The sequence below is a fragment of the Streptomyces gilvosporeus genome (assembly GCF_002082195.1).
GTDB classification, from domain to species: Bacteria; Actinomycetota; Actinomycetes; order Streptomycetales; family Streptomycetaceae; genus Streptomyces; species Streptomyces gilvosporeus.
Genome location: NZ_CP020569.1, coordinates 4,684,815 through 4,708,064, shown reverse-complemented (window position 1 = coordinate 4,708,064; position 23,250 = coordinate 4,684,815). Strand labels below are relative to the sequence as shown.

The window sequence follows — 23,250 nt, the reverse complement described above, 5'->3', positions numbered from 1 at the left end:
TTTCACGTGAAACATCGTCATCCGCACCGGGCTCAGTCGCCGAACGCCACCGGCCGGTAGGGCTTGAACTCGGCATCACCGCCGGGGAGTCCATAGGTCAGCGTTCGGTGGTCGGTGCCGTGCCCGCCGCGCTGCTCGTACGCGGTGTACGAGGAGTGTGCGTCGTCGTTCCACTTCTCGAAGATCACGACATGGCGGTTGTTGTTGTCGCCGTCCGCGTCTATCAGCAGGTCACCGGGCTTGAGCTCGCCCAGCGAGAGGGGCCGGGTGAGAGCGCGGTCGGTGGCCAGCCCGACGGTGTTGGTGCCGGGCGTCGGCAGGCCGAGTGCCATGGACGCATAGCCGGAGCAGTCCTGGCGGTAGCCGTCCTTCCAGACCTTGTCCTGGCTGTACGGGACCTGGGAGCCGCCGTTCGCGGTGAGCCAGGTCGCGGCCCGGTTCAGCACCTCTTGGTGGGTGCCGCCGGGCTGCGGAGGCTGCGGGCCGCCCTGGACCGGTACCCCCGGGAGCCGGTCCTGCGGGATGTCCACCGCGACCACGGTGAGGAACCCGCTGACCGGGCCGGTGATATGGGCCATGAACGTCGAGCAGGCGTTGCCCTCGCACACCCTGTGGCCGGTGTCGACCTGGTAGTCCGCGGTGATCCGGTCCTGCCCCGCCGAGAACTTGTTGATCATGCCGGCCGAGGGCGAGCTGACGTCCGCGGTGGCGTGTACCACCCATCGCGTCCCCCAGGTGGGGAAGTCGGCGGCCGCGGCCTGCCGCTCGCTGCCGTGGGCGAGCCCGGCGCATGCGCCGATTCCTATGCCGGCCGCCGCGACGGCGGGAACCGCTCTGCGCAGCACGGTCCTGCGGAACGGGGAGCGTGGCTCCGGCCCGCCGCCGCCGTTCCCGACGACCTCCGCGGAGCTCGCGCCGTCCGCCGCAGGCGTGGTCCCGTGCCGCCGATACTCGTCCATGCCGATTCCCCTCCGTCTACGGCCGATGGGCCGGTCGGCCTGTCGGCCCTCGGTGCGCCGCCGGATGGTCCGGTCGCGGCGGCGGTATCCATCGTGTGGCGCGGTGGGAGGGGTGCTCGGGGGATCCGCGTCCCGTGGGACGTCCCGTCCGAGCGTGAGCCTGTGACCTGCGCAGACGTAGCACTTACGGGCGAGAAACGGGACACCGTACGGGAGTTGGCGGGACATGACGGGACACCGCGGCCGCCGCACGGGCCGTCCCGGCGCCACGCCGGCATGAGAAGGGCGCCCGCTGGGGGATAACGGGCGCCCTGGTTCATGGAGCGGTCCGGCCGTCGGCCGGGCCGCGGCTCACCACCTGGTGGCGTGGTCCGGATCCGACTGCCAGTACGTGACCCACGCACTGTCGGCGACATACACCGCGCCTCCCGGCAGCGGGATTTTCGCGGAGCCGCTCACCATGCCCGACCCGTCCCGGCCGGCGAGGCCGATGCGCAGTGTGGTCGCCCGGCGGCCGTGGCGCCCGCTGCCGTCCGCGGACGAGGTTCGTACGGCGGCATAGCCGGAGGTGCCGGGGGCGAGGGTGACCACGGCCTGCGGCTTGCTGTCCGGGAGCCCGGCGAGCGGGGCCTGTGCGGGGCCGAACTTCACCAAGGGCGCGGCGTAGAGGGTGCAGGGCGCGCTGGAGGTGTTGGCGGCCTTCAGCAGAAGGTGGTTGACCGGCCGGGTCAGCGGCTCTGCCGTGATACGGACCCGCGCGGTGTCACAGGCGGCCCGTCCGCGGGCCGTCCGGGCGGCCTCGTCGATGCCGCCCTCGGTCATGGGGGTGGCCTTCCGGGACATCGGAGTGACCGGTTTGGCGGGCCGGGTCTGGAGCGCGTCCGCGCCGTCCCGGCTGCCGCAGGCGGTGAGGGTGAGCGCGGCGCCGGCGACCAGGGCGGCCACGGCGATCCGTAGCGTGCGGCAGCGGGCGGTACGGGCGCGGAGTGCGGCCTGGCTGCGCGGCATATCCGGTCTCCCCTGTCGGCGTGCGACCGACGGGAGGCTGTCCTGCACCATTCCGCTCCGGCGTCGGTCCTGCGGTCTGGTCACCACAGTGCCCTCGTCCGCTGCCGTTCCACTAACGCGCGCCTAACGCGCGACGGGCCGTCTGCGGCCGCTGCCTCAGGTGTCGGCGCCGTCGCCCCGTTCGCCGCGGTGGTCCTTCTCGTCCCGGGCGAAGAGCTGGGTGAGCGTGCTGATCGTGTAGACGTCGGTGGCCTCTTCGTCCACCAGATGCATCTCGGCCAGCCGCTCCAGCCCGTCCTGGGTGCGCTCGGGGTCGTAACCGGCGAGCGCCGCCGCCACGGAGGCGTTCAGATGTCCGTCCGCGCTCTTGGCCAGCGCGCTGAGCAGCCGGGCGTCGTCCGCCGACAGCCTGGCCACCGACATCCGCAGGGCTGCCGCGATCCCGGTGTCCTCCGCCGACAGCAGTGCCAGCCGCCGTTGTTCGTCGCGCAGCGCCGCGGCCAGCCGGGCCAGCCGCCAGCGCGGCCGTGCGGTCAGCTGGGCGGCCGCGGCCCGCAGCGCCAGCGGCAGCCCGTCGCACAGATCGACCAGTTCGCGGGCGGCGGCCGGGTCCTCGGCGACCCGCTGCGGGCCGAGCATGGCGCCCAGCAGCGCCGCGCCCTCCTCATGACCGAGCGCATGGATGCCCACCGGCCGGGCGCAGTCGGTGGCGACCAGGCCGTCGAGGCGGCTGCGGCTGGTGACGACGGTGGCGCAGCGCGGACCGCCGGGCAGCAGCGGCCGGACCTGCGCGGAGCTGCGGGCGTTGTCGAGGACGACCAGCAGCCGGCGTTCGGCGACCAGCGACCGGAACAGCGCCGAGGCGGCCTGGGCCGAGGTGGGCACCCGTTCCGGCGGGGTACCGAGCGCGAGGAGAAAGTCACGCAGGATCTCGCCGGCCGGTGCCTCGTCGCCCTCGCCGAAGCCGCGCAGGTCGGCGAAGAGCTGGCCGTCGGGGAACGCCGCGGCGTGCAGATGAGCCCACTGCACGGCGCATGCGGTCTTGCCGACGCCGGCCGGTCCCGCGACGACCGCCAGCGGGCTCTCGCCGGTCGTGTGGTCCGTCAGGGCCCCGGTCAGCGCCGCGAGTTGACGGTCCCGGCCGAGGAAGCGCGCGGGCGGCCGGGGCAGCAGTCGCGGCGCAGCCCGCCCGGATCCGCCGTCCCGGGCGCCGGCGGCCGTCGGCGAGGCGCCGCTCTGTGCCGGAACGCGTCCCGGACCGGCCGCGGCGGCCGATCCGCCGTCCGCCGGGCGTCCCCCGCCGCCCCCGGACGTCCGCTTCGTCACGGAGACCGGCCCGGCCCCCTCCCGCTCGGCCCGCAGGATCTCCTCGTACGCGCCGCTCAGCCGCTCGCCGGGATCGACGCCCAGCTCCTCGTTGAGCAGCCGCCGGGTGCGGTGGAACCACTCCAGCGCGTCGGACTGCCGCCCGGCCCGGAACAGCGCCCGCATCAGCGCGGCGATCAGCCCCTCGCGCAGCGGGTGGTTGACGGCGGCGGAGTAGAGGATGGCCGCCGCCTGCTCATGCTCCCCGAGCGCGCCGTGCGCCCGCGCCAGCGCCTCGACGGCCGTCAGCCGGCGTTCCTCCAGCGCATGCGCCGCCGCCGCGAACGGCGGGCTGGTGACCGTGCCGGTCAGCGCCGGGCCGCGCCACAGCCCCAGGGCCTCCCGCAGCAGCGGTACGGCATCGGCCGGCGCCTGCTCCGGGCGCGCCAGCGTCACCAGCTCCCCGAAGCGGTGGGCGTCGATCAACTCCTCCGGCAGCCGCAGCAGATACGCCGAGCCGTGCGTGGTCAGCTCGATGCCGTACGCCGCCGCCCCGCCCTCGGCGAGGGTGGCGCGCAGTCGCGAGACATGCCCCTGGACGACCGTACGGGCGTGCTCGGGCGGTTCGTCCTCCCACAGGGAGTCGATGAGCTGATCGAGCGGGACCGTGGTGTTGGGCTGCAACAGCAGCAGCGCCAGCACGCTGCGCCGTTTGGCGGGCCCGAGGGGCAGCTCCCCGGTGCCCGTCGTGACGGCGACCGGGCCCAGCAGTGAGAAGTCCAACTCAGCCCTCCAGGAAGGCCGTCAGCGCGTTCGCCAGCAGGTACGGGTCCTTGGCGCCGCACAGCTCACGTGCCGAGTGCATGGAGAGGATCGCGACGCCTATGTCGACCGTGGTGATGCCGTGCCGGGCGGCGGTGATCGGCCCGATCGTCGTCCCGCACGGCATCGAGTTGTTCGACACGAAGGACTGCCAGGGCACCTCTGCCCGTTCGCAGGCCGCGGCGAACACCGCCCGGCCGCTGCCGTCGGTGGCGTAGCGCTGGTTCACGTTGACCTTCAGGATCGGCCCGCCGTTGGGCATCGGGTGGTGCCCCGGATCGTGCCGCTCGCTGTAGTTGGGGTGGACGGCGTGGCCGGTGTCGGACGACAGGCAGACGGTGCCCGCGAAGGCACGCGCCCGGTCCTCGTACGAGCCGCCGCGGGCGAAGACGGAGCGCTCCAGCACCGTGCCGAGCAGCGGGCCGTCCGCGCCGGTGTCGGACTGGCTGCCGTTCTCCTCGTGGTCGAAGGCGGCCAGCACCGGGATCGTGGTCAGCGCGCTCCCCGCGGCGGCCGCGGCGGTCAGCGCGGCCGTACCGGCGTGCACCGAGAGCAGGTTGTCCATCCGCGGCCCGGCGACCAGTTCCTGATCGCGCCCCAGATAAGCGGGCGGCTCGATGCTGTGCACCATCAGGTCCCAGCCCCGTACGTCGCCCGCCGCGACACCGGTCTCCTCTTCGACGAACGCGATCAGATCGCCCTCGGCGACCTCGCCCAGGCCCCAGATCGGCGTCATGTGCCGCTGCTTGTCCAGCTTGAGGCCGTCGGCGTTCACCGACCGGTCCAGATGCACGGCCAGTTGCGGTACCCGCAGCAGCGCCCGGTCGACGTGCACCAGCCGGTGGCTGCCGTCCTTGAGCGTCACCCGCCCGCTGAGCCCCAGATCGCGGTCCAGCCAGGTGTTGAGCAGCGTGCCGCCGTAGATCTCGACGGCGACCTGCCGCCAGCCGCGTGCGCCGGTGTCGGGAATCGGCTTCACGCGCAAATTGGGAGAGTCGGTGTGAGCCCCCACAATCCGGTACGGAGTGGCCGCGCTCGCGCCCTCGGGCACGTACCACGCGATGATCGCTCCGCCCCGCAGGACGTACTTGCCGCCGCTCGCGCCGTCCCACGCGTCCGTCTCCGCGACCTGCCGGAAACCGGCCTTCTCCAGCCGCTCCGCCGCATTTGCCACCGCGTGGTAGGGCGACGGACTGGCCGCGAGGAAGGACATCAGGTCGTCGGTGTGGCCGCGATCGAAGCGGGTGGGGATGCTCATGACTTCAGCATAAAGAGACGGACCCCGCTTTCCGGGTGCCCGTGCGGCGTGAGGCCGCTCCCTTCCGGCCAGGGCGCGCGGGTCCGCCGGCGATGCGCCGGTACGGCGACGCCCAGGTACGGCGATGCCCGCCTCTCCGGGGGAAGAGAGACGGGCACTGCCAGTGTGGATGCCGATTCTGAGAGACGTCTGAGAACGTGGTCCGGACCGCATCCGGGGAGAGACCTAGAACGCGGCCTCGTCCAGCTCCATCAGCGACTGGTCGATGGACTCGGCGAGGGAGCGCTGGACGGCCAGGCCCGGCAGGACGTTGTGGGCGAAGAACTTGGCGGCGGCGATCTTGCCCTCGTAGAACGGCTTGTCCTTGGAGGAGGCGCCGGCCAGCTTCTCCTGTGCCACTGCGGCACCCTTGAGCAGCAGGTAGCCGATGACGACATCGCCCGAAGCCAGCAGCAGGCGGGTGGTGTTGAGGCCGACCTTGTAGATGGACTTGACGTCCTTCTCGGTGGCGGCGAGGTCGGTCAGCATCGCGCCGACGATCGCCTCCAGGTCGGCGGCGGCCTTGGCCAGCTCGCCGCGGGCCTGCTCCAGCTCCGCACCGCCGACGCCGTCGGCCAGGAACTTCTTGATCGTGTCCGACAGCTCGGTCAGCGCCGCACCCTGGTTGCGGACGATCTTCCGGAAGAAGAAGTCCTGGCCCTGGATGGCGGTGGTGCCCTCGTAGAGGGTGTCGATCTTGGAGTCCCGGATGTACTGCTCGATCGGGTACTCCTGCAGGTAGCCGGAGCCGCCGAAGGTCTGCAGCGACTGGGCCAGCTGCTCGTAGGACTTCTCCGAGCCGTAGCCCTTGACGATCGGCAGGAGCAGGTCGTTCAGCGCGTGTGCGGCGGAGGCGTCCTCGCCCGCGGACTCCTTGATGAGGATCTCGTCCTGGACGGTGGCGGTGTAGAGCACCAGGGCGCGCATGCCCTCGGCGTACGCCTTCTGCGTCATCAGCGAGCGGCGCACGTCGGGGTGGTGGGTGATGGTGACGCGCGGCGCGGCCTTGTCGGTGAAGGCGGCCAGGTCGGGGCCCTGCACGCGCTCCTTGGCGTATTCCAGGGCGTTGAGGTAGCCGGTCGACAGGGTCGCGATGGCCTTCGTGCCGACCATCATGCGCGCGAACTCGATGATCATGAACATCTGGCGGATGCCGTCGTGCTTCTCGCCGATCAGCCAGCCCTTGGCGGGGTGGCGGTCGCCGAAGGTCATCTCGCAGGTGTTGGAGGCCTTCAGGCCCATCTTGTGCTCGACGTTGGTGGCGTAGACGCCGTTACGGGCGCCCAGCTCGCCGGTCTCGAAGTCGAACTCGTACTTCGGGACGAGGAAGAGCGACAGGCCCTTGGTGCCCGGGCCGTGGCCCTCGGGGCGGGCGAGGACGTAGTGAAGGATGTTCTCCGACATGTCGTGCTCGCCGGAGGTGATGAAGCGCTTCACACCCTCGATGTGCCAGGAGCCGTCCTCCTGCTGGACCGCCTTGGTGCGGCCGGCGCCGACGTCCGAGCCCGCGTCGGGCTCGGTCAGCACCATCGTGGAGCCCCAGCCCTTGTCGACGGCGATCTTGGCCCACTTCTTCTGCTCTTCGGTGCCCTCCTCGAAGAGCACACCGGCGAAGGCGGGGCCGGAGGCGTACATCCACACCGCCGGGTTGGCGCCCAGGATGGTCTCGGCGAAGCCCCAGAGGAGGGAGCGGGGCGCGGTGGTGCCGCCGAGCTCCTCCGGGATGCCCAGACGCCACCACTCGGCGTCCATGTATGCCTGGTAGCTCTTCTTGAAGGTGTCCGGCACCGGTGCGGTGTTGGTGTCGGCGTCGAAGACCGGCGGGTTCCGGTCGGCGTCGGCGAAGGAATCGGCCAGCTCGTTCTCCGACAGCCGGGCGATCTCGGACAGCACGCTCTTGGCGGTGTCGACATCCATCTCCGCGAACGGTCCGGTGCCGTACACGCTGTCACGGCCCAGCACCTCGAAGAGGTTGAACTCGATGTCGCGGAGATTCGACTTGTAGTGCCCCATGGGTACGGCTCCGTAAAGGGTTCGGGAGAGGACCCGAGGCGGGACCTCCAACGCAATACCGGCTAGTAGTCAAATGATGCTACCGGTGGGTAATAAGAATCAACCCCTTCCACCCATTGTGACGAGCGTCCCCCGGTGATGCGCGGACTCAGTACGCTGTGGCGCATGTACGGCTACGACCAGAATGCGGGTGCAGGGCAGCAGCAGTACGGAGCCCCGCCGCCCCCGCCGCAGCATCCGGCCCCCGGTGGCTACGGCGAGCAGCCGCTGTATCCCGAGCCGTCCCCGCCCTCCCTCGCCGATGCGGTGCGTGCCTTCACCACCGGCTCGATGTCGGCCGAGGACTTCCAGGGCATCTTCTCCACATCCAAGGTCTACTGCCCGCGCGGTGACAACCCCGGCTTCCTGGCGCTGCACAACACCCAGCAGCCGGTGATCCCGATGTTCACCTCGCTCAAGGAGCTGCGGCGGTACGCGGGCAAGGAGTCCAAGTACTTCGTGATCACCGGCGCCGAGGTGCTCGACCTGCTGCCCACCGGCTACGGCTTCGTCCTCGACATGGAGGGCGACCACCGGATGGTCTTCGACGCCAAGGCCGTCGAGGAGATGGTCGACTTCGCCATGCGGCGGATGTACGGCTGAATGCCGTCGTGTCGGCGACGGCTCCACGCCACCGCCCGGCGGTCCGCCCAGCGTGCCGCCGGATGACCTTCACACCCTTCTGACCTGCACAGACATTCGCGTTCAGGGATCGGGAATGCCGCATGCCTTGCTAGTTGTTCAGATTTCAACTAACTTCATTTGAAGTTGAATGGCGAACGACCGAGGAGGCCGTCATGCCCGCAGTGACCGTAGAGAATCCGCTGACCCTGCCGCGCGTGGCGGCTCCCGCCGTCTCGCACGCCCGTCCCGTGCTGGCCGTCGCCACCGCTCCGAGCGGATTCGAGGGCGAGGGCTTCCCTGTGCGCCGTGCGTTCGCCGGCATCGACTACACCTATCTGGACCCGTTCATCATGATGGACCAGATGGGTGAGGTGGAGTACGCGCCCGGAGAGCCCAAAGGTTACCCCAGTTGGGGCACTACTCCCGAAAACCGCTTCTGACCTGGGAAAACGTGAAGCCCCGGGGCATCCGCTGAGGGTTGCCGCCGGGGCTTCGGTGTGTCCGTCAGTACGGGCCATAGAGGGGCGTCGTGTAACCCACCCAGGGCGATTGCTCCGGCACGGGGAAGCCGCGCCACGCCTTCGGGACGTCTGGAATCGCTAGAGCTTGCATGCCTGCAGGTCGACGGATCTTTTCCGCTGCATAACCCTGCTTCGGGGTCATTATAGCGATTTTTTCGGTATATCCATCCTTTTTCGCACGATATACAGGATTTTGCCAAAGGGTTCGTGTAGACTTTCCTTGGTGTATCCAACGGCGTCAGCCGGGCAGGATAGGTGAAGTAGGCCCACCCGCGAGCGGGTGTTCCTTCTTCACTGTCCCTTATTCGCACCTGGCGGTGCTCAACGGGAATCCTGCTCTGCGAGGCTGGCCGGCTACCGCCGGCGTAACAGATGAGGGCAAGCGGATGGCTGATGAAACCAAGCCAACCAGGAAGGGCAGCCCACCTATCAAGGTGTACTGCCTTCCAGACGAACGAAGAGCGATTGAGGAAAAGGCGGCGGCGGCCGGCATGAGCCTGTCGGCCTACCTGCTGGCCGTCGGCCAGGGCTACAAAATCACGGGCGTCGTGGACTATGAGCACGTCCGCGAGCTGGCCCGCATCAATGGCGACCTGGGCCGCCTGGGCGGCCTGCTGAAACTCTGGCTCACCGACGACCCGCGCACGGCGCGGTTCGGTGATGCCACGATCCTCGCCCTGCTGGCGAAGATCGAAGAGAAGCAGGACGAGCTTGGCAAGGTCATGATGGGCGTGGTCCGCCCGAGGGCAGAGCCATGACTTTTTTAGCCGCTAAAACGGCCGGGGGGTGCGCGTGATTGCCAAGCACGTCCCCATGCGCTCCATCAAGAAGAGCGACTTCGCGGAGCTGGTGAAGTACATCACCGACGAGCAAGGCAAGACCGATCCCCGGGGACCTGCAGGTCGACTCTAGCTAGCTGGCCAGGGCCCGATACGTCGCGGTGAGTTCAGGCTTTTTCATATCTCATTGCCCCCGGACGAGCGTCTGCTCCGCCATTCGCCGTCCGCCGTGCCAATCGGATCAGCCGTCCAAATGCGGGATTTTCGTTAGTCGGAGGCCAAACGGCATTGAGCGTCAGCATATCATCAGCGAGCTGAAGAAAGACAATCCCCGATCCGCTCCACGTGTTGCCCCAGCAATCAGCGCGACCTTGCCCCTCCAACGTCATCTCGTTCTCCGCTCATGAGCTCAGCCAATCGACTGGCGAGCGGCATCGCATTCTTCGCATCCCGCCTCTGGCGGATGCAGGAAGATCAACGGATCTCGGCCCAGTTGACCCAGGGCTGTCGCCACAATGTCGCGGGAGCGGATCAACCGAGCAAAGGCATGACCGACTGGACCTTCCTTCTGAAGGCTCTTCTCCTTGAGCCACCTGTCCGCCAAGGCAAAGCGCTCACAGCAGTGGTCATTCTCGAGATAATCGACGCGTACCAACTTGCCATCCTGAAGAATGGTGCAGTGTCTCGGCACCCCATAGGGAACCTTTGCCATCAACTCGGCAAGATGCAGCGTCGTGTTGGCATCGTGTCCCACGCCGAGGAGAAGTACCTGCCCATCGAGTTCATGGACACGGGCGACCGGGCTTGCAGGCGAGTGAGGTGGCAGGGGCAATGGATCAGAGATGATCTGCTCTGCCTGTGGCCCCGCTGCCGCAAAGGCAAATGGATGGGCGCTGCGCTTTACATTTGGCAGGCGCCAGAATGTGTCAGAGACAACTCCAAGGTCCGGTGTAACGGGCGACGTGGCAGGATCGAACGGCTCGTCGTCCAGACCTGACCACGAGGGCATGACGAGCGTCCCTCCCGGACCCAGCGCAGCACGCAGGGCCTCGATCAGTCCAAGTGGCCCATCTTCGAGGGGCCGGACGCTACGGAAGGAGCTGTGGACCAGCAGCACACCGCCGGGGGTAACCCCAAGGTTGAGAAGCTGACCGATGAGCTCGGCTTTTCGCCATTCGTATTGCACGACATTGCACTCCACCGCTGATGACATCAGTCGATCATAGCACGATCAACGGCACTGTTGCAAATAGTCGGTGGTGATAAACTTATCATCCCCTTTTGCTGATGGAGCTGCACATGAACCAAAAGGATCTAGGTGAAGATCCTTTTTGATAATCTCATGACCAAAATCCCTTAACGTGAGTTTTCGTTCCACTGAGCGTCAGACCCCGTAGAAAAGATCAAAGGATCTTCTTGAGATCCTTTTTTTCTGCGCGTAATCTGCTGCTTGCAAACAAAAAAACCACCGCTACCAGCGGTGGTTTGTTTGCCGGATCAAGAGCTACCAACTCTTTTTCCGAAGGTAACTGGCTTCAGCAGAGCGCAGATACCAAATACTGTTCTTCTAGTGTAGCCGTAGTTAGGCCACCACTTCAAGAACTCTGTAGCACCGCCTACATACCTCGCTCTGCTAATCCTGTTACCAGTGGCTGCTGCCAGTGGCGATAAGTCGTGTCTTACCGGGTTGGACTCAAGACGATAGTTACCGGATAAGGCGCAGCGGTCGGGCTGAACGGGGGGTTCGTGCACACAGCCCAGCTTGGAGCGAACGACCTACACCGAACTGAGATACCTACAGCGTGAGCTATGAGAAAGCGCCACGCTTCCCGAAGGGAGAAAGGCGGACAGGTATCCGGTAAGCGGCAGGGTCGGAACAGGAGAGCGCACGAGGGAGCTTCCAGGGGGAAACGCCTGGTATCTTTATAGTCCTGTCGGGTTTCGCCACCTCTGACTTGAGCGTCGATTTTTGTGATGCTCGTCAGGGGGGCGGAGCCTATGGAAAAACGCCAGCAACGCGGCCTTTTTACGGTTCCTGGCCTTTTGCTGGCCTTTTGCTCACATGTTCTTTCCTGCGTTATCCCCTGATTCTGTGGATAACCGTATTACCGCCTTTGAGTGAGCTGATACCGCTCGCCGCAGCCGAACGACCGAGCGCAGCGAGTCAGTGAGCGAGGAAGCGGAAGAGCGCCCAATACGCAAACCGCCTCTCCCCGCGCGTTGGCCGATTCATTAATGCAGCTGGCACGACAGGTTTCCCGACTGGAAAGCGGGCAGTGAGCGCAACGCAATTAATGTGAGTTAGCTCACTCATTAGGCACCCCAGGCTTTACACTTTATGCTTCCGGCTCGTATGTTGTGTGGAATTGTGAGCGGATAACAATTTCACACAGGAAACAGCTATGACATGATTACGAATTCTTGCGGTCGGTGGTGCGGGCATTACGGTCCCCGTGGTTCTCGCGGATATGACTGACGGACGGGTTTCGAGCTGGCGTTCCCACCCCGCCCCCTGTGGAGCTTGGCATAGACAAAGCGCCTTCCCGGCTCGCGACCCGCCGAATGGCAAGAAAGCGGCAGGTGTTCGGCAAGGATTCCGACAAGGGGTCCGGAACACGACGGCAGGCGACGGCAAGGAGCCGCCAGTGGCTCGACCAGGACCCCGCAAGGGCGGTGCCACACAATGTTCAACATCTGGAGATCCGCTGGTCCCAGGGTCAATGACGCCCCTGCTGACGGCCTTCAACGCCGCTCGCCAGCCTCCGAATTGACTTCGCCCTCAAGTTTTCCGACAGGGAGCCCTCTCTTGCTGAGTCCAGCACCTTCAGCTCCGGGCCTGTGCATGGCGAGCCTTGATAAAACGTTGACCATCCAGCAGGCGAACACCGAGTTCTTCCGGCAGTTCAACGGCTCGTCCGAGGACATATGCGGCCGCAATTTCCGTGACGTGGTGCACCCGAGCGTGCAGCAGCCGCTGGTACGCCAATTCTCCAATTTACTGGAAGGTAAGCACCAGCGATTCGTCACGCCCGTCATCGCCGTGGGCCCCGGCGAGGAGTCCGCCTTCACCGTTCCCCTCACCGCGGTCGCGGTGCGCGGTGGCCTGCCCGACACGACCGCGATCCTGGTCATGATGCCCTCGGCCGGGGACGCCGAGGGGACACGCGTGGTAACCCAACGCAAGAAGATCCTCTCCGCGATGGACGCCCGCATCCTCGAAGGCATCGCCGCCGGCGTCTCCACCGTCCCCCTGGCAGCCCGGCTCTACCTCAGCCGACAGGGCGTCGAGTACCACGTGACCTGCCTGCTGCGGAAGTTGAAGGTCCCCAACCGCGCCGCGCTGGTCTCCCGCGCCTACTCCATGGGCGTGCTCAAGGTGGGCATCTGGCCGCCCGAGGTCGTGGACGACTTCGTGAAGTGAGCGGGCACAGGGCTCTAGAGTCGACCTGCAGCCCAAGCTTGGCACTGGCCGTCGTTTTACAACGTCGTGACTGGGAAAACCCTGGCGTTACCCAACTTAATCGCCTTGCAGCACATCCCCCTTTCGCCAGCTGGCGTAATAGCGAAGAGGCCCGCACCGATCGCCCTTCCCAACAGTTGCGCAGCCTGAATGGCGAATGGCGCCTGATGCGGTATTTTCTCCTTACGCATCTGTGCGGTATTTCACACCGCATAAATTCCCCAATGTCAAGCACTTCCGGAATCGGGAGCGCGGCCGATGCAAAGTGCCGATAAACATAACGATCTTTGTAGAAACCATCGGCGCAGCTATTTACCCGCAGGACATATCCACGCCCTCCTACATCGAAGCTGAAAGCACGAGATTCTTCGCCCTCCGAGAGCTGCATCAGGTCGGAGACGCTGTCGAACTTTTCGATCAGAAACTTCTCGACAGACGTAGATCAGGCTTCCCGGGTGTCTCGCTACGCCGCTACGTCTTCCGTGCCGTCCTGGGCGTCGTCTTCGTCGTCGTCGGTCGGCGGCTTCGCCCACGTGATCGAAGCGCGCTTCTCGATGGGCGTTCCCTGCCCCCTGCCCGTAGTCGACTTCGTGACAACGATCTTGTCTACGAAGAGCCCGACGAACACGCGCTTGTCGTCTACTGACGCGCGCCCCCACCACGACTTAGGGCCGGTCGGGTCAGCGTCGGCGTCTTCGGGGAACCATTGGTCAAGGGGAAGCTTCGGGGCTTCGGCGGCTTCAAGTTCGGCAAGCCGCTCTTCCGCCCCTTGCTGCCGGAGCGTCAGCGCTGCCTGTTGCTTCCGGAAGTGCTTCCTGCCAACGGGTCCGTCGTACGCGCCTGCCGCGCGGTCTTCGTACAGCTCTTCAAGGGCGTTCAGGGCGTCGGCGCGCTCCGCAACAAGGTTCGCCCGTTCGCCGCTCTTCTCAGGCGCCTCAGTGAGCTTGCCGAAGCGTCGGGCGGCTTCCCACAGAAGCGCCAACGTCTCTTCGTCGCCTTCGGCGTGCCTGATCTTGTTGAAGATGCGTTCCGCAACGAACTTGTCGAGTGCCGCCATGCTGACGTTGCACGTGCCTTCGTGCTGCCCAGGTGCGGACGGGTCGACCACCTTCCGGCGACGGCAGCGGTAAGAGTCCTTGATCGATTCTTCCCCGCGCTTCGAAGTCATGACGGCGCCACACTCGCAGTACAGCTTGTCCATGGCGGACAGAATGGCTTGCCCCCGGGAAAGCCCCTTGCCGCGCCCCCTGCCGTCCAACCACGCCTGAAGCTCATACCACTCAGCGGGCTCGATGATCGGTCCGCAATCAAGCTCGACCGGCCGGAGCGTGATCGGGTCGCGCTGAATGCGGTAACCCTCAATCTTCGTGGTCGGCGTGCCGTCCGGCTTCTTCTTGTAGATCACCTCAGCGGCGAAGCCCGCAATACGCGGGTCCCGAAGGATTCGCATAACGGTTGCCGGGTCCCAGGCGCTTGAAGCGGTCTTCTTCCCAATCGTCTCGCCCCGGGTCGGCACGGCGTCAGCGTCCATGCGCTTACAAAGCCCCGTGATGCTGCCCGGGTGAATGGCGGCTTGACTGCCCGGCTTGAAGGGAAGGTGTTTGTGCGTCTTGATCTCACGCCACCACCACCGGATTACGTCGGGCTCGAACTCGAAGGGTCCGGTAAGGGGAGTGGTCGAGTGCGCAAGCTTGTTGATGACGACATTGACCATTCGGCCGTTGCGCGTGATCTCCTTCGTCTCCGAAACAAGCTCGAAGCCGTAAGGCGCCTTCCCGCCGACGTACCCGCCCAATTCGCGCTGAAGGTTCTTCGTGTCGAGAATCTTCGCCGACTTCAGCGAAGATTCTTTGTGCGACGCGTCGAGCCGCATAATCAGGTGAATCAGGTCCATGACGTTTCCCTGCCGGAAGACGCCTTCCTGAGTGGAAACAATCGTCACGCCCAGGGCGAGCAATTCCGAGACAATCGGAATCGCGTCCATGACCTTCAGGCGCGAGAAGCGCGACACGTCATAGACAATGATCATGTTGAGCCGCCCGGCGCGGCATTCGTTCAGGATGCGTTCGAACTCCGGGCGCTCCGCCGTCCCGAACGCCGACGTGCCCGGCGCTTCGCTGAAATGCCCGACGAACCTGAACCGGCCCCCGTCGCGCTCGACTTCGCGCTGAAGGTCGGCCGCCTTGTCTTCGTTGGCGCTACGCTGTGTCGCTGGGCTTGCTGCGCTCGAATTTTCGCGCTCGCGCGACTGACGGTCGTAAGCACCCGCGTACGTGTCCACCCCGGTCACAACCCCTTGTGTCATGTCGGCGACCCTACGCCCCCAACTGAGAGAACTCAGGGGCACGCCCTGGCATCCGCACCGCGGCTTCGAGACCGTTACCTACCTGATCGACGGCACCTTCGTGCACCGTGACTCGCACGGCGGCGGCGGGGTCATCAACGGCGGCGACACCCAGTGGATGACGGCCGGCTCCGGCCTGCTGCACATCGAGGCGCCGCCGGAGTCCCTGGTCGTGTCCGGCGGGCTCTTCCACGGCCTCCAGCTGTGGGTGAACCTGCCCAAGAGCGACAAGATGATGGCCCCGCGCTACCAGGACATCGGCGGCGGCCAGGTCAAGCTGCTGACCTCGGCCGACGGCGGCGCCCTGCTGCGGCTGATCGCCGGTGAGATCGACGGCCACCAGGGGCCGGGCATCACCCATACGCCGATCACGATGATGCATGTGACGGTGAACCCGGGCGCCGAGGTGACCCTGCCGTGGCGCACGGACTTCAACGCGCTCGCCTATGCCCTGGCCGGACGCGGCTCGGCCGGTGCACAGGGCCGCCCGTTCCGGATGGGGCAGGCGGTGGTGTTCGGTGACGGAGACTCGCTCACGATCCGGGCGGACGACTCCCAGGAGTCGCGCAGCCCGAACTTCGAGGTGGTCCTCCTCGGTGGGCTGCCGATTCGCGAGCCGATGATGCACTACGGCCCGTTCGTGATGAACACCCACGCCGAACTGGCCCAGGCCTTCGAGGACTTCCAGGCCGGAAGGCTCGGGACGATCCCCGCCGACGCGCGCTGATACGGCGGCAGATCAGCAGGCAGGGGCGGTGTTTCACGTGAAACACCGCCCCTGTTTCACGTGAAACATCGCCCCGCCCGTCGCGGGCTCCGCGTCCGGGCTGCTGTGCGTGGTGGACTGGACCGGTGCGAAACGACTCTGACGCGGAACAGCCGCTGCTGCCCATCGAAGCCCGACGGGCCGGAGCCTGGTGTGCGGTGGGGCTGCTGGTCTCGTCCGTGCTGGCGGTCGGGGTGTGGCTGTGCGTCGAGCTGAGCGCGGCAGTCACTCCCGTACTGCTGGCGCTGCTGGGCAGCGGGCTGCTCGGGCCGCTCTACCGGCGGCTGGTGCGGATGCGGTTCAACCGATCCCTGGCGGCCGGGCTGACCTGCGCCGTTCTGATGATCGTGGTCGGCGGCGCGGGCTACATCGTGGTCAGCGCGCTGATCGACAGCGGTGACCAGATCATCGCGTCGCTCAAACAGGCCGCCAAGGACCTCTCCACCTACTTCGGTACGGCGGGGACCTCGCTCAACGACCTCGCCACCAACGCCAAGAGCCTGGTCAGCAAGTTCGGTGGCACCGCGGCCTCCGGTCTGCTGGCCGGCTTCAGCGTCGTCGGCCAGGCCATCGCCGCGGGCGTCCTCGCCCTGCTGCTGACGTTCTTCTTCCTGCGCGACTCGGACAAGGCCGTGGGCGCGCTGCACGACTGGGCGCCCGGCCGCTCCGCACCACAGCTGGAGCGGATGGCCCGCCGGGGCTTCCAGGCCATCGAGGGCTTCATGCGCGGCACCACCTTCATCGCGCTGATCGACGCCCTCGCCATCACCATCGGACTGCTGATCCTTCAGGTGCCGGGAGCCGTCGGCCTGGGCGCGCTGGTCTTCGTCGGCGCCTACATCCCCTACCTCGGCGCCTTCATCTCGGGTGCGGTGGCGATCCTGGTCGCACTGGCCGACCGGGGCTTTGTGATCGCGCTCTGGACGCTGGGCGTCGTCCTGGCCGTGCAGGTCCTGGAGGGCCATGTCCTGCAACCGATGATCCAGAGCCGTACGGTCCAGATGCACCCGGCGATCGTGATGCTGGCGATCACCGCGGGCGCCAGCGTCGCCGGTGTCCTCGGCATGCTGCTGTCCGTACCGCTGACGGCCGCCGCCTGCGGCGTGCTCCACGAGCTGCGCGGGCACTACGCGGCGGGCTCCGGCACGGACGGACCGGAGGCGTCCGGTTCATCGGGCCCCGGCTCCGGCGACGCCCCGCCGCCCGGCGCGCCCGGATCCAGCGGCGGCAGGCCGCCGTCCCCGGCGTCCTCGTAGAGCTCGAACCACGTCGACTTGCCGTCCCCGCGCGGGTCCACGCCCCACGCCCCGGCCAGCAGCTCCAGCAGCATCAAACCGCGCCCCGACGACGCCAGTTCGCCGGGGCTGCGGCGGTGCGGAAGCTCATCGCTGCCGTCGGCCACATCGACCCGTAGGCGGCGGGCGCCCCGCTCGCCGGAGATCTCGGCGACCAGCAGGGCATCGCCGTCGGTGTGCATCAGGACGTTGGTGACCATCTCGGAGACCATCAGCACCGCCGAGTCCACCTGGTCCGCATCGGCCCAGTCGTGCAGCACGTCCCGGACCTGGGCGCGGGCCTGTGCTATCCGCTCCGGCTCGGCCTGCGCGACGGACAGCACGGCGCGCCGTACCGGCTGCACGATCCGGCCGCCGGTCCCCACCCCGCAGCTGCCGCCCTCACGATGCAGCAGCAGCACCGCGATGTCGTCCTCACGACGGTCCACCAGCGGCCCGGTGGTGTAGTGCGACGACGGCCCGTGGACGGCCTGCACCAGGGCGTCGGCCATCTTCTCCAGGCCCTCGGGATCCGCCCCGCCGTCGTACGCCTCGATGATCGCGCGCAGCCGCGCCCAGCCGGTCTCCAGATCGTGGCCGCCGGTCTCGATCAGCCCGTCCGTGCACACCAGCATCGTCTCGCCGGGCTCCAGCACGAACCTGGTCGTGGGGTAGTCGGTGTCCGGATCGATGCCCAGCGGCAGCCCGCCCGCGGTCGGGCGGACCAGCAGCGTGCCGTCGCCCAGCCGCACCGCCGGATCGGGATGACCGGCCCGCGCGACGTCCAGCAGCCCGGTCGCCGGATCCACCTCGATGTACAGACAGGTCGCAAAGCGCGGATCGCCCTGGCCGCGGGCCTCGGTCTCGTTGATCCCGGCCAGAAAGCGGGAGGCGCGGGAGAGCACCGCATCGGGATGGTGGCCTTCGGAGGCGTACGCGCGCAGGGCGATCCGCAGCTGTCCCATCAGCCCCGCGGCCCGTACGTCATGGCCCTGGACGTCCCCGATGACCAGCGCGGTCCGCCCGGACGGCAGCGGGATCATGTCGTACCAGTCGCCGCCCACCTCCAGCCCGCCGCCGGTCGGCACATAACGCGCCGCCACCGACATCCCCGGGATGTCCGGCTGCACCGTCGGCATCATGCTGCGTTGCAGACCGACCGCCAGCTCCTGCTGCGACTCCTGCAACCCGGCCCTGGCCAGCGCCTGCGCCAGCATCCGGGCCACGGTGGTGAGCACCGAGCGCTCGTCCGGCGAGAAGGTGACCGGCTGCGCGAACCCCGCCATCCAGGCCCCAATCGTCCGCCCGGCATTCACCAGCGGCAGGAACGCCCAGGAGGTCCGGCCGAACGGGGCGGCCAGCGGCCAGGTGCGGGGATAGCGGCGGCGGTAGTCCTCCGGCGTGGGCAGATAGATCGCCCGGCCGGTGCGGATGACCTCGGCGGCCGGATATTCGGTGGCCAGCGGCATGTCCATGAACGGCCTCTCGTCGCCCGGCTCGTGCCCGTGATGGCCGATGACCGAGATCCGGTCGCCCTCGATGCCGAAGACCGCCAGGCCGTCCGGCATGAAGCCGGGCATGGACAGCCCGGCCGCGACCCGCAGCACCTCGGCGGTCGACCGCGCCTCGGCCAGTGCCCGCCCCGCGTCCAGCAGGAACGCCTCGCGTGAGCGCCGCCAGTCGCCGGTGACGGGGGTGTGCGCGGCGGAGGAGCCGGGATGCGGCTCGGGAACCTCCTGGAGCGTGCCGACCAGCTCGAAATCGCCGTTCACCAGCCGCGGCCGGGAGCGGGAGCGCACGATCCGCTGCACCCGGCCGCGCTCGTCCACGATGCGGAGCCGCGCTTCGGCGACCGTCTCCTCGGAGACCGCCAGCTGCACCACCCCGTTGATCTCCGCGAAGTCGACGGGATGAAAACGGGAGCGTACGGCGGCCTCACTGAGCTCCACGGGCTTCGCGGGCAGCCCCAGCAGCCGGGCGGCTTCGCCGTCGAGCGTCACCCGTCCCGAGGCGTTGTCCCAGCGCCACAGGCCGGTCGCGATGGCGGCCAGGAGCTCCTTGGTGCGCATTGCCTCACTTTAGGTGGGTTCGGCGGAGCCCGACCAGCGAGCCCCGGCGGGACACGGCCGGTGAGCCGGCCCCGACCATCGTCCCAGCCGCGGCGATCCTCCTCACCTCAGGGGCGGTGTGCCTCACCTCTGGGGACGGCGTTGCGTCTATGTCAATGAAGCGGGGTGGGCAGGGACGGTAACCTGGAGCGGTTATGTCAATCCTGGGGTGGCCTTTCGGGTGATCCACGGGGCGGGCGACCGGGCATCTGCATCCGCATGCGCCCTGTGGTCGGCCCTCCCACAAACTCCCCACCTCGATCGCGACGACTTGGATGAGCGATGCATCGGTACCGGTCCCATAACTGCGGCGAGCTCCGGGCCGCGGACGTCGACACGGACGTCCGCCTCAGCGGCTGGCTGCACAATCGACGTGACCTGGGCGGCATCCTCTTCATCGATCTGCGCGACCACCACGGCATCACGCAGCTCGTCGCCCGCCCCGGCACCCCGGCCGCCGAGGCGCTGGACAAGCTGACGAAGGAGACGGTCGTCCGCGTGGACGGCAAGGTCGTCTCGCGCGGCGCGGAGAACGTGAACCCGGAGCTGCCCACCGGCGAGGTCGAGATCGAGGTCACGGAGGTCGAGATCCTCGGCGCCGCCGAGCAGATCCCCTTCACGATCAACGCGGACGACGGCGTCAACGAGGAGAAGCGCCTCGAGTACCGCTTCCTCGACCTGCGCCGCGAGCGGATGCACCGCAACATCATGCTGCGCACCGCGGTGATCTCCGCCATCCGCCACAAGATGGTCGCGCTCGGCTTCAACGAGATGGCGACGCCGATCCTGTCGGCGACCTCCCCCGAGGGCGCCCGCGACTTCCTGGTCCCCTCCCGCCTGCACGCCGGCAAGTTCTACGCGCTGCCGCAGGCCCCCCAGCAGTTCAAGCAGCTGCTGATGATCGCCGGGTTCGACCGCTACTTCCAGATCGCGCCCTGCTTCCGCGACGAGGACGCCCGCGCCGACCGTTCGCCCGGCGAGTTCTACCAGCTCGACGTCGAGATGAGCTTCGTCGAGCAGGAGGACGTCTTCCGGCCCGTGGAGCAGCTGATGACCGAGCTGTTCACCGAGTTCGGCAACGGCCGCAAGGTCACCTCGCCCTTCCCGCGCATCCCGTTCCGCGAGGCGATGCTCAAGTACGGCTCCGACAAGCCGGACCTGCGCGCCGAGCTGGAGCTGGTGGATGTCTCCGAGGTCTTCGCGGGCTCCGGTTTCAAGGCGTTCGCGGGCAAGCACGTCCGCGCCCTGGCCGTGCCGGACACCGCCGGCCAGCCGCGGAAGTTCTTCGACCAGCTGGGTGACTTCGCCGTCCAGCAGGGCGCCAAGGGCCTGGCCTGGGTCCGCGTCGGCGAAGACAACGCGCTGACCGGCCCGATCGCCAAGTTCCTCACCGAGGACGACATCAAGTCGCTGGTCGACGCGCTGGACCTCAAGCCCGGCCACGCCGTCTTCTTCGGCGCCGGCGACTTCGACGAGGTCTCCAAGATCATGGGCGCGGTCCGCGTCGAGGCCGCCAAGCGCGCCGGTCACTTCGTCGAGGACGAGTTCCGCTTCTGCTGGATCGTCGACTTCCCGATGTTCGAGAAGAACGCGGACACCGGCGCGATCGAGTTCTCGCACAACCCGTTCTCCATGCCGCAGGGCGGCCTGGAGGCGCTGGAGACCAAGGACCCGCTGGACATCCTGGCCTGGCAGTACGACATCGTCTGCAACGGCACCGAGCTGTCCTCCGGCGCGATCCGTAACCACGAGCCCGAGGTGATGTACAAGGCGTTCGGGATCGCCGGCTACGACAAGGAGACCGTCGAGGCCGAGTTCGGCGGCATGCTCCGCGCCTTCAAGTTCGGCGCCCCGCCGCACGGTGGTATCGCCCCCGGCGTCGACCGCATCGTCATGCTGCTGGCCGACGAGCCCAACATCCGCGAGACCATCGCCTTCCCGCTCAACGGCAACGCCCAGGACCTGCTGATGGGCGCCCCGAGCGACGTCGACGAGGCCCGGCTCAAGGAGCTGCACCTGAGCATCCGTACGGGACCGGCGAAGCCGACGCCGTACAAGCCGACCAAGTGACGTAAGGGGAGGGGCCCGGGACCGGTGACGGTTCCGGGCCTTTCTCGTAGGGGAGCGGGCTTGCGACCCGTACGCGAACGCCCCCGGACCGAACCCGGTCCGGGGGCGTCGCTCACGCCCGTGCTGCGGCTGCTAGTCCGCGTCCCCGCCGAACCGCTCGCGGTAGGACTCCAGATCGTCCTCGCTGATCTTCGCGAAGAGCACCGGCGGCACGGTGAACGGCGTCCCGGCCGGCACCGAGGCCAGGGCCTTCGCCTCCTCCGGGGAGACCCACTGCGCCGTGTCGTTCTCCAGGGAGAACGCCTCGCGCATCGCCTGCGCCGAGGCCGGAATGAAGGGCTCGGAGACCACCGAGTAGAGGTGGATCAGGTTCATCGCCGTCCGCAGCGTCAGTGCCGCCGCGTCCTTGTCGGTCTTGATCTCCAGCCACGGGGCCTTCTCCTCCAGGTAGGAGTTGCCCGCGCTCCACAGGGCGCGCAGCGAGGCGGCCGCCTTACGGAACTGAAGTGCCTCCATGTGGCCCTCGTACTCGGCCAGCAGCCCGGCGATCTCCTCGCCCAGCTTCTGCTCCGCCGCCCCGGCCTCCGCGCCCGCCGGGACCTCGTCCCCGAACCGCTTGCGGGAGAAGGACAGGACACGGTTGACGAAGTTCCCGAGCGTGTCGGCGAGGTCCTTGTTCACCGACGAGGAGAACAGCTCCCAGGTGAAGGACGTGTCGTCCGACTCGGGGGCGTTGGCGATCAGGAAGTAGCGCCAGTAGTCGGCCGGCAGCAGCTCCAGCGCCGCGTCGGTGAAGATGCCGCGACGCTGCGAGGTGGAGAACTTCCCGCCGTAGTAGTTCAGCCAGTTGAAGGCCTTGAGGAAGTCGACCTTCTTCCACGGCTCCCGGGTGCCGATCTGCGTCGCCGGGAACATCACGCTGTGGAACGGCACATTGTCCTTGGCCATGAATTCCGTGTACCGGACGTCATCGGCCTCGTACCACCACGAGGCGTAGTCCCGCTCGTCCGGCGCCTGGTCCGACCACTCCTTCGTCGCGCCGATGTACTCGATCGGGGCGTCGAACCAGACGTAGAAGACCTTGCCCTCGGCCGCCAGCTCGGGCCACACATCCGCCGGCACCGGGACGCCCCAGTCCAGGTCGCGGGTGATGGCGCGGTCCTGGAGCCCCTCGGTCAGCCACTTGCGGGCGATGGACGAGGCCAGCGTCGGCCACTCCGCGCTGCTCTCGTCGATCCACCGCTCGACCTCGTGCTGGAGCTTCGACTGGAGCAGGAAGAGGTGCTTGGTCTCGCGCACCTCCAGCTCGCTGCTGCCGCTGATCGCCGACCGCGCCTCGATCAGATCGGTCGGGTCGAGCACCCGGGTGCAGTTCTCGCACTGGTCGCCGCGCGCCTTGTCGTAGCCGCAGTGCGGACACGTGCCGACAATGTAGCGGTCGGGCAGGAAGCGCTCATCGGCGATCGAGTAGACCTGCCGGATGGCCCGCTCCTCGATGAAGCCGTTCTCGTGCAGCTTGCGTGCGAAGCGCTGGGTCAGCTCGACGTTCTCCGGCGACGAGCTCCGCCCGAAGTAGTCGAACCGCAGCCCGAAACCCTCGTAGATCGCCTTCTGCTTGTCGTGCTGCTCCGCGCAGAACGCGGCGACCGACTGCCCGGCCTCCTTCGCGGCCAGCTCGGCCGGGGTGCCGTGCTCGTCCGTGGCGCAGATGTAGAGCACCTCGTGCCCGCGCTGCCGCAGATAGCGGGAGTAGACATCGGCCGGGAGCATGGACCCCACCATGTTGCCCAGGTGCTTGATCCCGTTGATATACGGAAGGGCGCTGGTGATGAGGTGTCGAGCCATTGCCGGCTGCTCCCAA

General features: G+C 67.6%; 14 protein-coding genes and 3 pseudogenes. 7 read left to right on the top strand and 10 right to left on the bottom strand.

Annotation, left to right across the window (positions count from 1 at the left end):
- Window positions 1–32 precede the first annotated feature (32 nt).
- The 5 genes from B1H19_RS20930 to B1H19_RS20910 all read right to left on the bottom strand — a co-directional run bounded on the left by B1H19_RS20930 (window position 33) and on the right by B1H19_RS20910 (window position 7,404).
- Complete coding sequence (locus tag B1H19_RS20930; RefSeq protein WP_237289432.1) at window positions 33–959, bottom strand: hypothetical protein; 927 nt, start codon at window positions 957–959, stop codon at window positions 33–35.
- A 351-nt stretch (window positions 960–1,310) separates the two neighbouring features.
- Complete coding sequence (locus B1H19_RS20925; protein ID WP_083106163.1) at window positions 1,311–1,967, bottom strand: DUF4232 domain-containing protein; 657 nt, start codon at window positions 1,965–1,967, stop codon at window positions 1,311–1,313.
- Between the two features lie 156 nt (window positions 1,968–2,123).
- On the bottom strand, window positions 2,124–4,055 hold the full coding sequence (locus B1H19_RS20920; protein ID WP_083106160.1) for an AfsR/SARP family transcriptional regulator: 1,932 nt from the start codon (window positions 4,053–4,055) through the stop codon (window positions 2,124–2,126).
- A gap of 1 nt (window position 4,056) precedes the next feature.
- Entirely contained in the window at window positions 4,057–5,352 is a 1,296-nt protein-coding gene (locus tag B1H19_RS20915; RefSeq protein WP_083106157.1) for a M18 family aminopeptidase, read from the bottom strand.
- A 225-nt stretch (window positions 5,353–5,577) separates the two neighbouring features.
- Window positions 5,578–7,404 (bottom strand): acyl-CoA dehydrogenase, encoded by a 1,827-nt coding sequence (locus B1H19_RS20910; protein ID WP_083106154.1) that lies wholly within the window; start codon window positions 7,402–7,404, stop codon window positions 5,578–5,580.
- A 165-nt stretch (window positions 7,405–7,569) separates the two neighbouring features.
- Between B1H19_RS20910 and B1H19_RS20905 the strand changes: the two genes are divergently transcribed.
- From B1H19_RS20905 to traJ, 3 genes and pseudogenes are all read left to right on the top strand, one after another.
- A complete protein-coding gene (locus B1H19_RS20905) occupies window positions 7,570–8,046 on the top strand; it encodes an SseB family protein (RefSeq protein WP_030066370.1) in 477 nt (158 codons plus the stop codon).
- A gap of 194 nt (window positions 8,047–8,240) precedes the next feature.
- Window positions 8,241–8,474, top strand: a pseudogene (locus B1H19_RS20900) (pirin family protein); the annotation flags it as partial.
- Window positions 8,475–8,974: 500 nt separating this feature from the next.
- A complete protein-coding gene (traJ, locus tag B1H19_RS20895) occupies window positions 8,975–9,346 on the top strand; it encodes a conjugal transfer transcriptional regulator TraJ (RefSeq protein WP_008832110.1) in 372 nt (123 codons plus the stop codon).
- 430 nt (window positions 9,347–9,776) lie between these two features.
- Here traJ and aac(3)-IVa read toward each other — a convergent pair whose 3' ends face one another.
- A complete protein-coding gene (gene aac(3)-IVa / locus B1H19_RS20885; RefSeq protein ID WP_001199192.1) occupies window positions 9,777–10,553 on the bottom strand; it encodes an aminoglycoside N-acetyltransferase AAC(3)-IVa in 777 nt (258 codons plus the stop codon).
- 1,677 nt (window positions 10,554–12,230) lie between these two features.
- On the opposite strand from aac(3)-IVa, the gene B1H19_RS20875 reads away from it, so the two are divergent.
- Window positions 12,231–12,788: a LuxR C-terminal-related transcriptional regulator gene (locus tag B1H19_RS20875; protein WP_418361425.1), complete on the top strand. Its 558-nt coding sequence runs from the start codon at window positions 12,231–12,233 to the stop codon at window positions 12,786–12,788.
- Window positions 12,789–13,041: 253 nt separating this feature from the next.
- Here the strand turns inward: B1H19_RS20875 and B1H19_RS20870 are convergent.
- Both B1H19_RS20870 and B1H19_RS20865 read right to left on the bottom strand, forming a co-directional pair.
- A pseudogene (locus tag B1H19_RS20870) lies at window positions 13,042–13,248 on the bottom strand (hypothetical protein); the annotation flags it as partial.
- A 42-nt stretch (window positions 13,249–13,290) separates the two neighbouring features.
- Window positions 13,291–15,132 carry a recombinase family protein gene (locus tag B1H19_RS20865; RefSeq protein WP_107426086.1) on the bottom strand — a complete coding sequence of 614 codons (1,842 nt, stop codon included), beginning with the start codon at window positions 15,130–15,132 and terminating at the stop codon, window positions 13,291–13,293.
- On the opposite strand from B1H19_RS20865, the gene B1H19_RS20860 reads away from it, so the two are divergent.
- The gene (locus B1H19_RS20860; RefSeq protein ID WP_237289430.1) at window positions 15,131–15,898 is read left to right on the top strand and encodes a pirin family protein; all 768 of its coding nucleotides are present in this window, start codon (window positions 15,131–15,133) and stop codon (window positions 15,896–15,898) included. The genes B1H19_RS20865 and B1H19_RS20860 overlap by 2 nt on opposite strands.
- Before the next feature lie 125 nt (window positions 15,899–16,023).
- Window positions 16,024–17,145 (top strand): annotated as a pseudogene (locus B1H19_RS20855) (AI-2E family transporter); the annotation flags it as partial.
- Here the strand turns inward: B1H19_RS20855 and B1H19_RS20850 are convergent.
- Entirely contained in the window at window positions 17,064–19,280 is a 2,217-nt protein-coding gene (locus B1H19_RS20850) for an ATP-binding SpoIIE family protein phosphatase (RefSeq protein WP_083106151.1), read from the bottom strand. The pseudogene B1H19_RS20855 and the gene B1H19_RS20850 overlap by 82 nt on opposite strands.
- 321 nt (window positions 19,281–19,601) lie before the next feature.
- On the opposite strand from B1H19_RS20850, the gene aspS reads away from it, so the two are divergent.
- The gene (gene aspS, locus B1H19_RS20845; RefSeq protein ID WP_083106149.1) at window positions 19,602–21,389 is read left to right on the top strand and encodes an aspartate--tRNA ligase; all 1,788 of its coding nucleotides are present in this window, start codon (window positions 19,602–19,604) and stop codon (window positions 21,387–21,389) included.
- A 132-nt stretch (window positions 21,390–21,521) separates the two neighbouring features.
- On the opposite strand, the gene metG is transcribed toward aspS, so the two are convergent.
- Window positions 21,522–23,234 carry a methionine--tRNA ligase gene (metG, locus tag B1H19_RS20840; protein ID WP_083106148.1) on the bottom strand — a complete coding sequence of 571 codons (1,713 nt, stop codon included), beginning with the start codon at window positions 23,232–23,234 and terminating at the stop codon, window positions 21,522–21,524.
- Window positions 23,235–23,250: the final 16 nt, after the last annotated feature.

Bases quoted from the DNA above. Each gene is read 5' to 3' on its own strand.
- B1H19_RS20910 (WP_083106154.1), bottom strand. From the start codon at position 7,404: ATGGGGCACTACAAGTCGAATCTCCGCGACATCGAGTTCAACCTCTTC.
- B1H19_RS20850 (WP_083106151.1), bottom strand. From the start codon at position 19,280: ATGCGCACCAAGGAGCTCCTGGCCGCCATCGCGACCGGCCTGTGGCGC.
- B1H19_RS20930 (WP_237289432.1), bottom strand. From the start codon at position 959: ATGGACGAGTATCGGCGGCACGGGACCACGCCTGCGGCGGACGGCGCG.
- B1H19_RS20865 (WP_107426086.1), bottom strand. From the start codon at position 15,132: ATGACACAAGGGGTTGTGACCGGGGTGGACACGTACGCGGGTGCTTAC.
- aspS (WP_083106149.1), top strand. From the start codon at position 19,602: ATGCATCGGTACCGGTCCCATAACTGCGGCGAGCTCCGGGCCGCGGAC.
- B1H19_RS20905 (WP_030066370.1), top strand. From the start codon at position 7,570: ATGTACGGCTACGACCAGAATGCGGGTGCAGGGCAGCAGCAGTACGGA.
- metG (WP_083106148.1), bottom strand. From the start codon at position 23,234: ATGGCTCGACACCTCATCACCAGCGCCCTTCCGTATATCAACGGGATC.
- B1H19_RS20860 (WP_237289430.1), top strand. From the start codon at position 15,131: ATGTCGGCGACCCTACGCCCCCAACTGAGAGAACTCAGGGGCACGCCC.
- B1H19_RS20915 (WP_083106157.1), bottom strand. From the start codon at position 5,352: ATGAGCATCCCCACCCGCTTCGATCGCGGCCACACCGACGACCTGATG.
- traJ (WP_008832110.1), top strand. From the start codon at position 8,975: ATGGCTGATGAAACCAAGCCAACCAGGAAGGGCAGCCCACCTATCAAG.
- B1H19_RS20925 (WP_083106163.1), bottom strand. From the start codon at position 1,967: ATGCCGCGCAGCCAGGCCGCACTCCGCGCCCGTACCGCCCGCTGCCGC.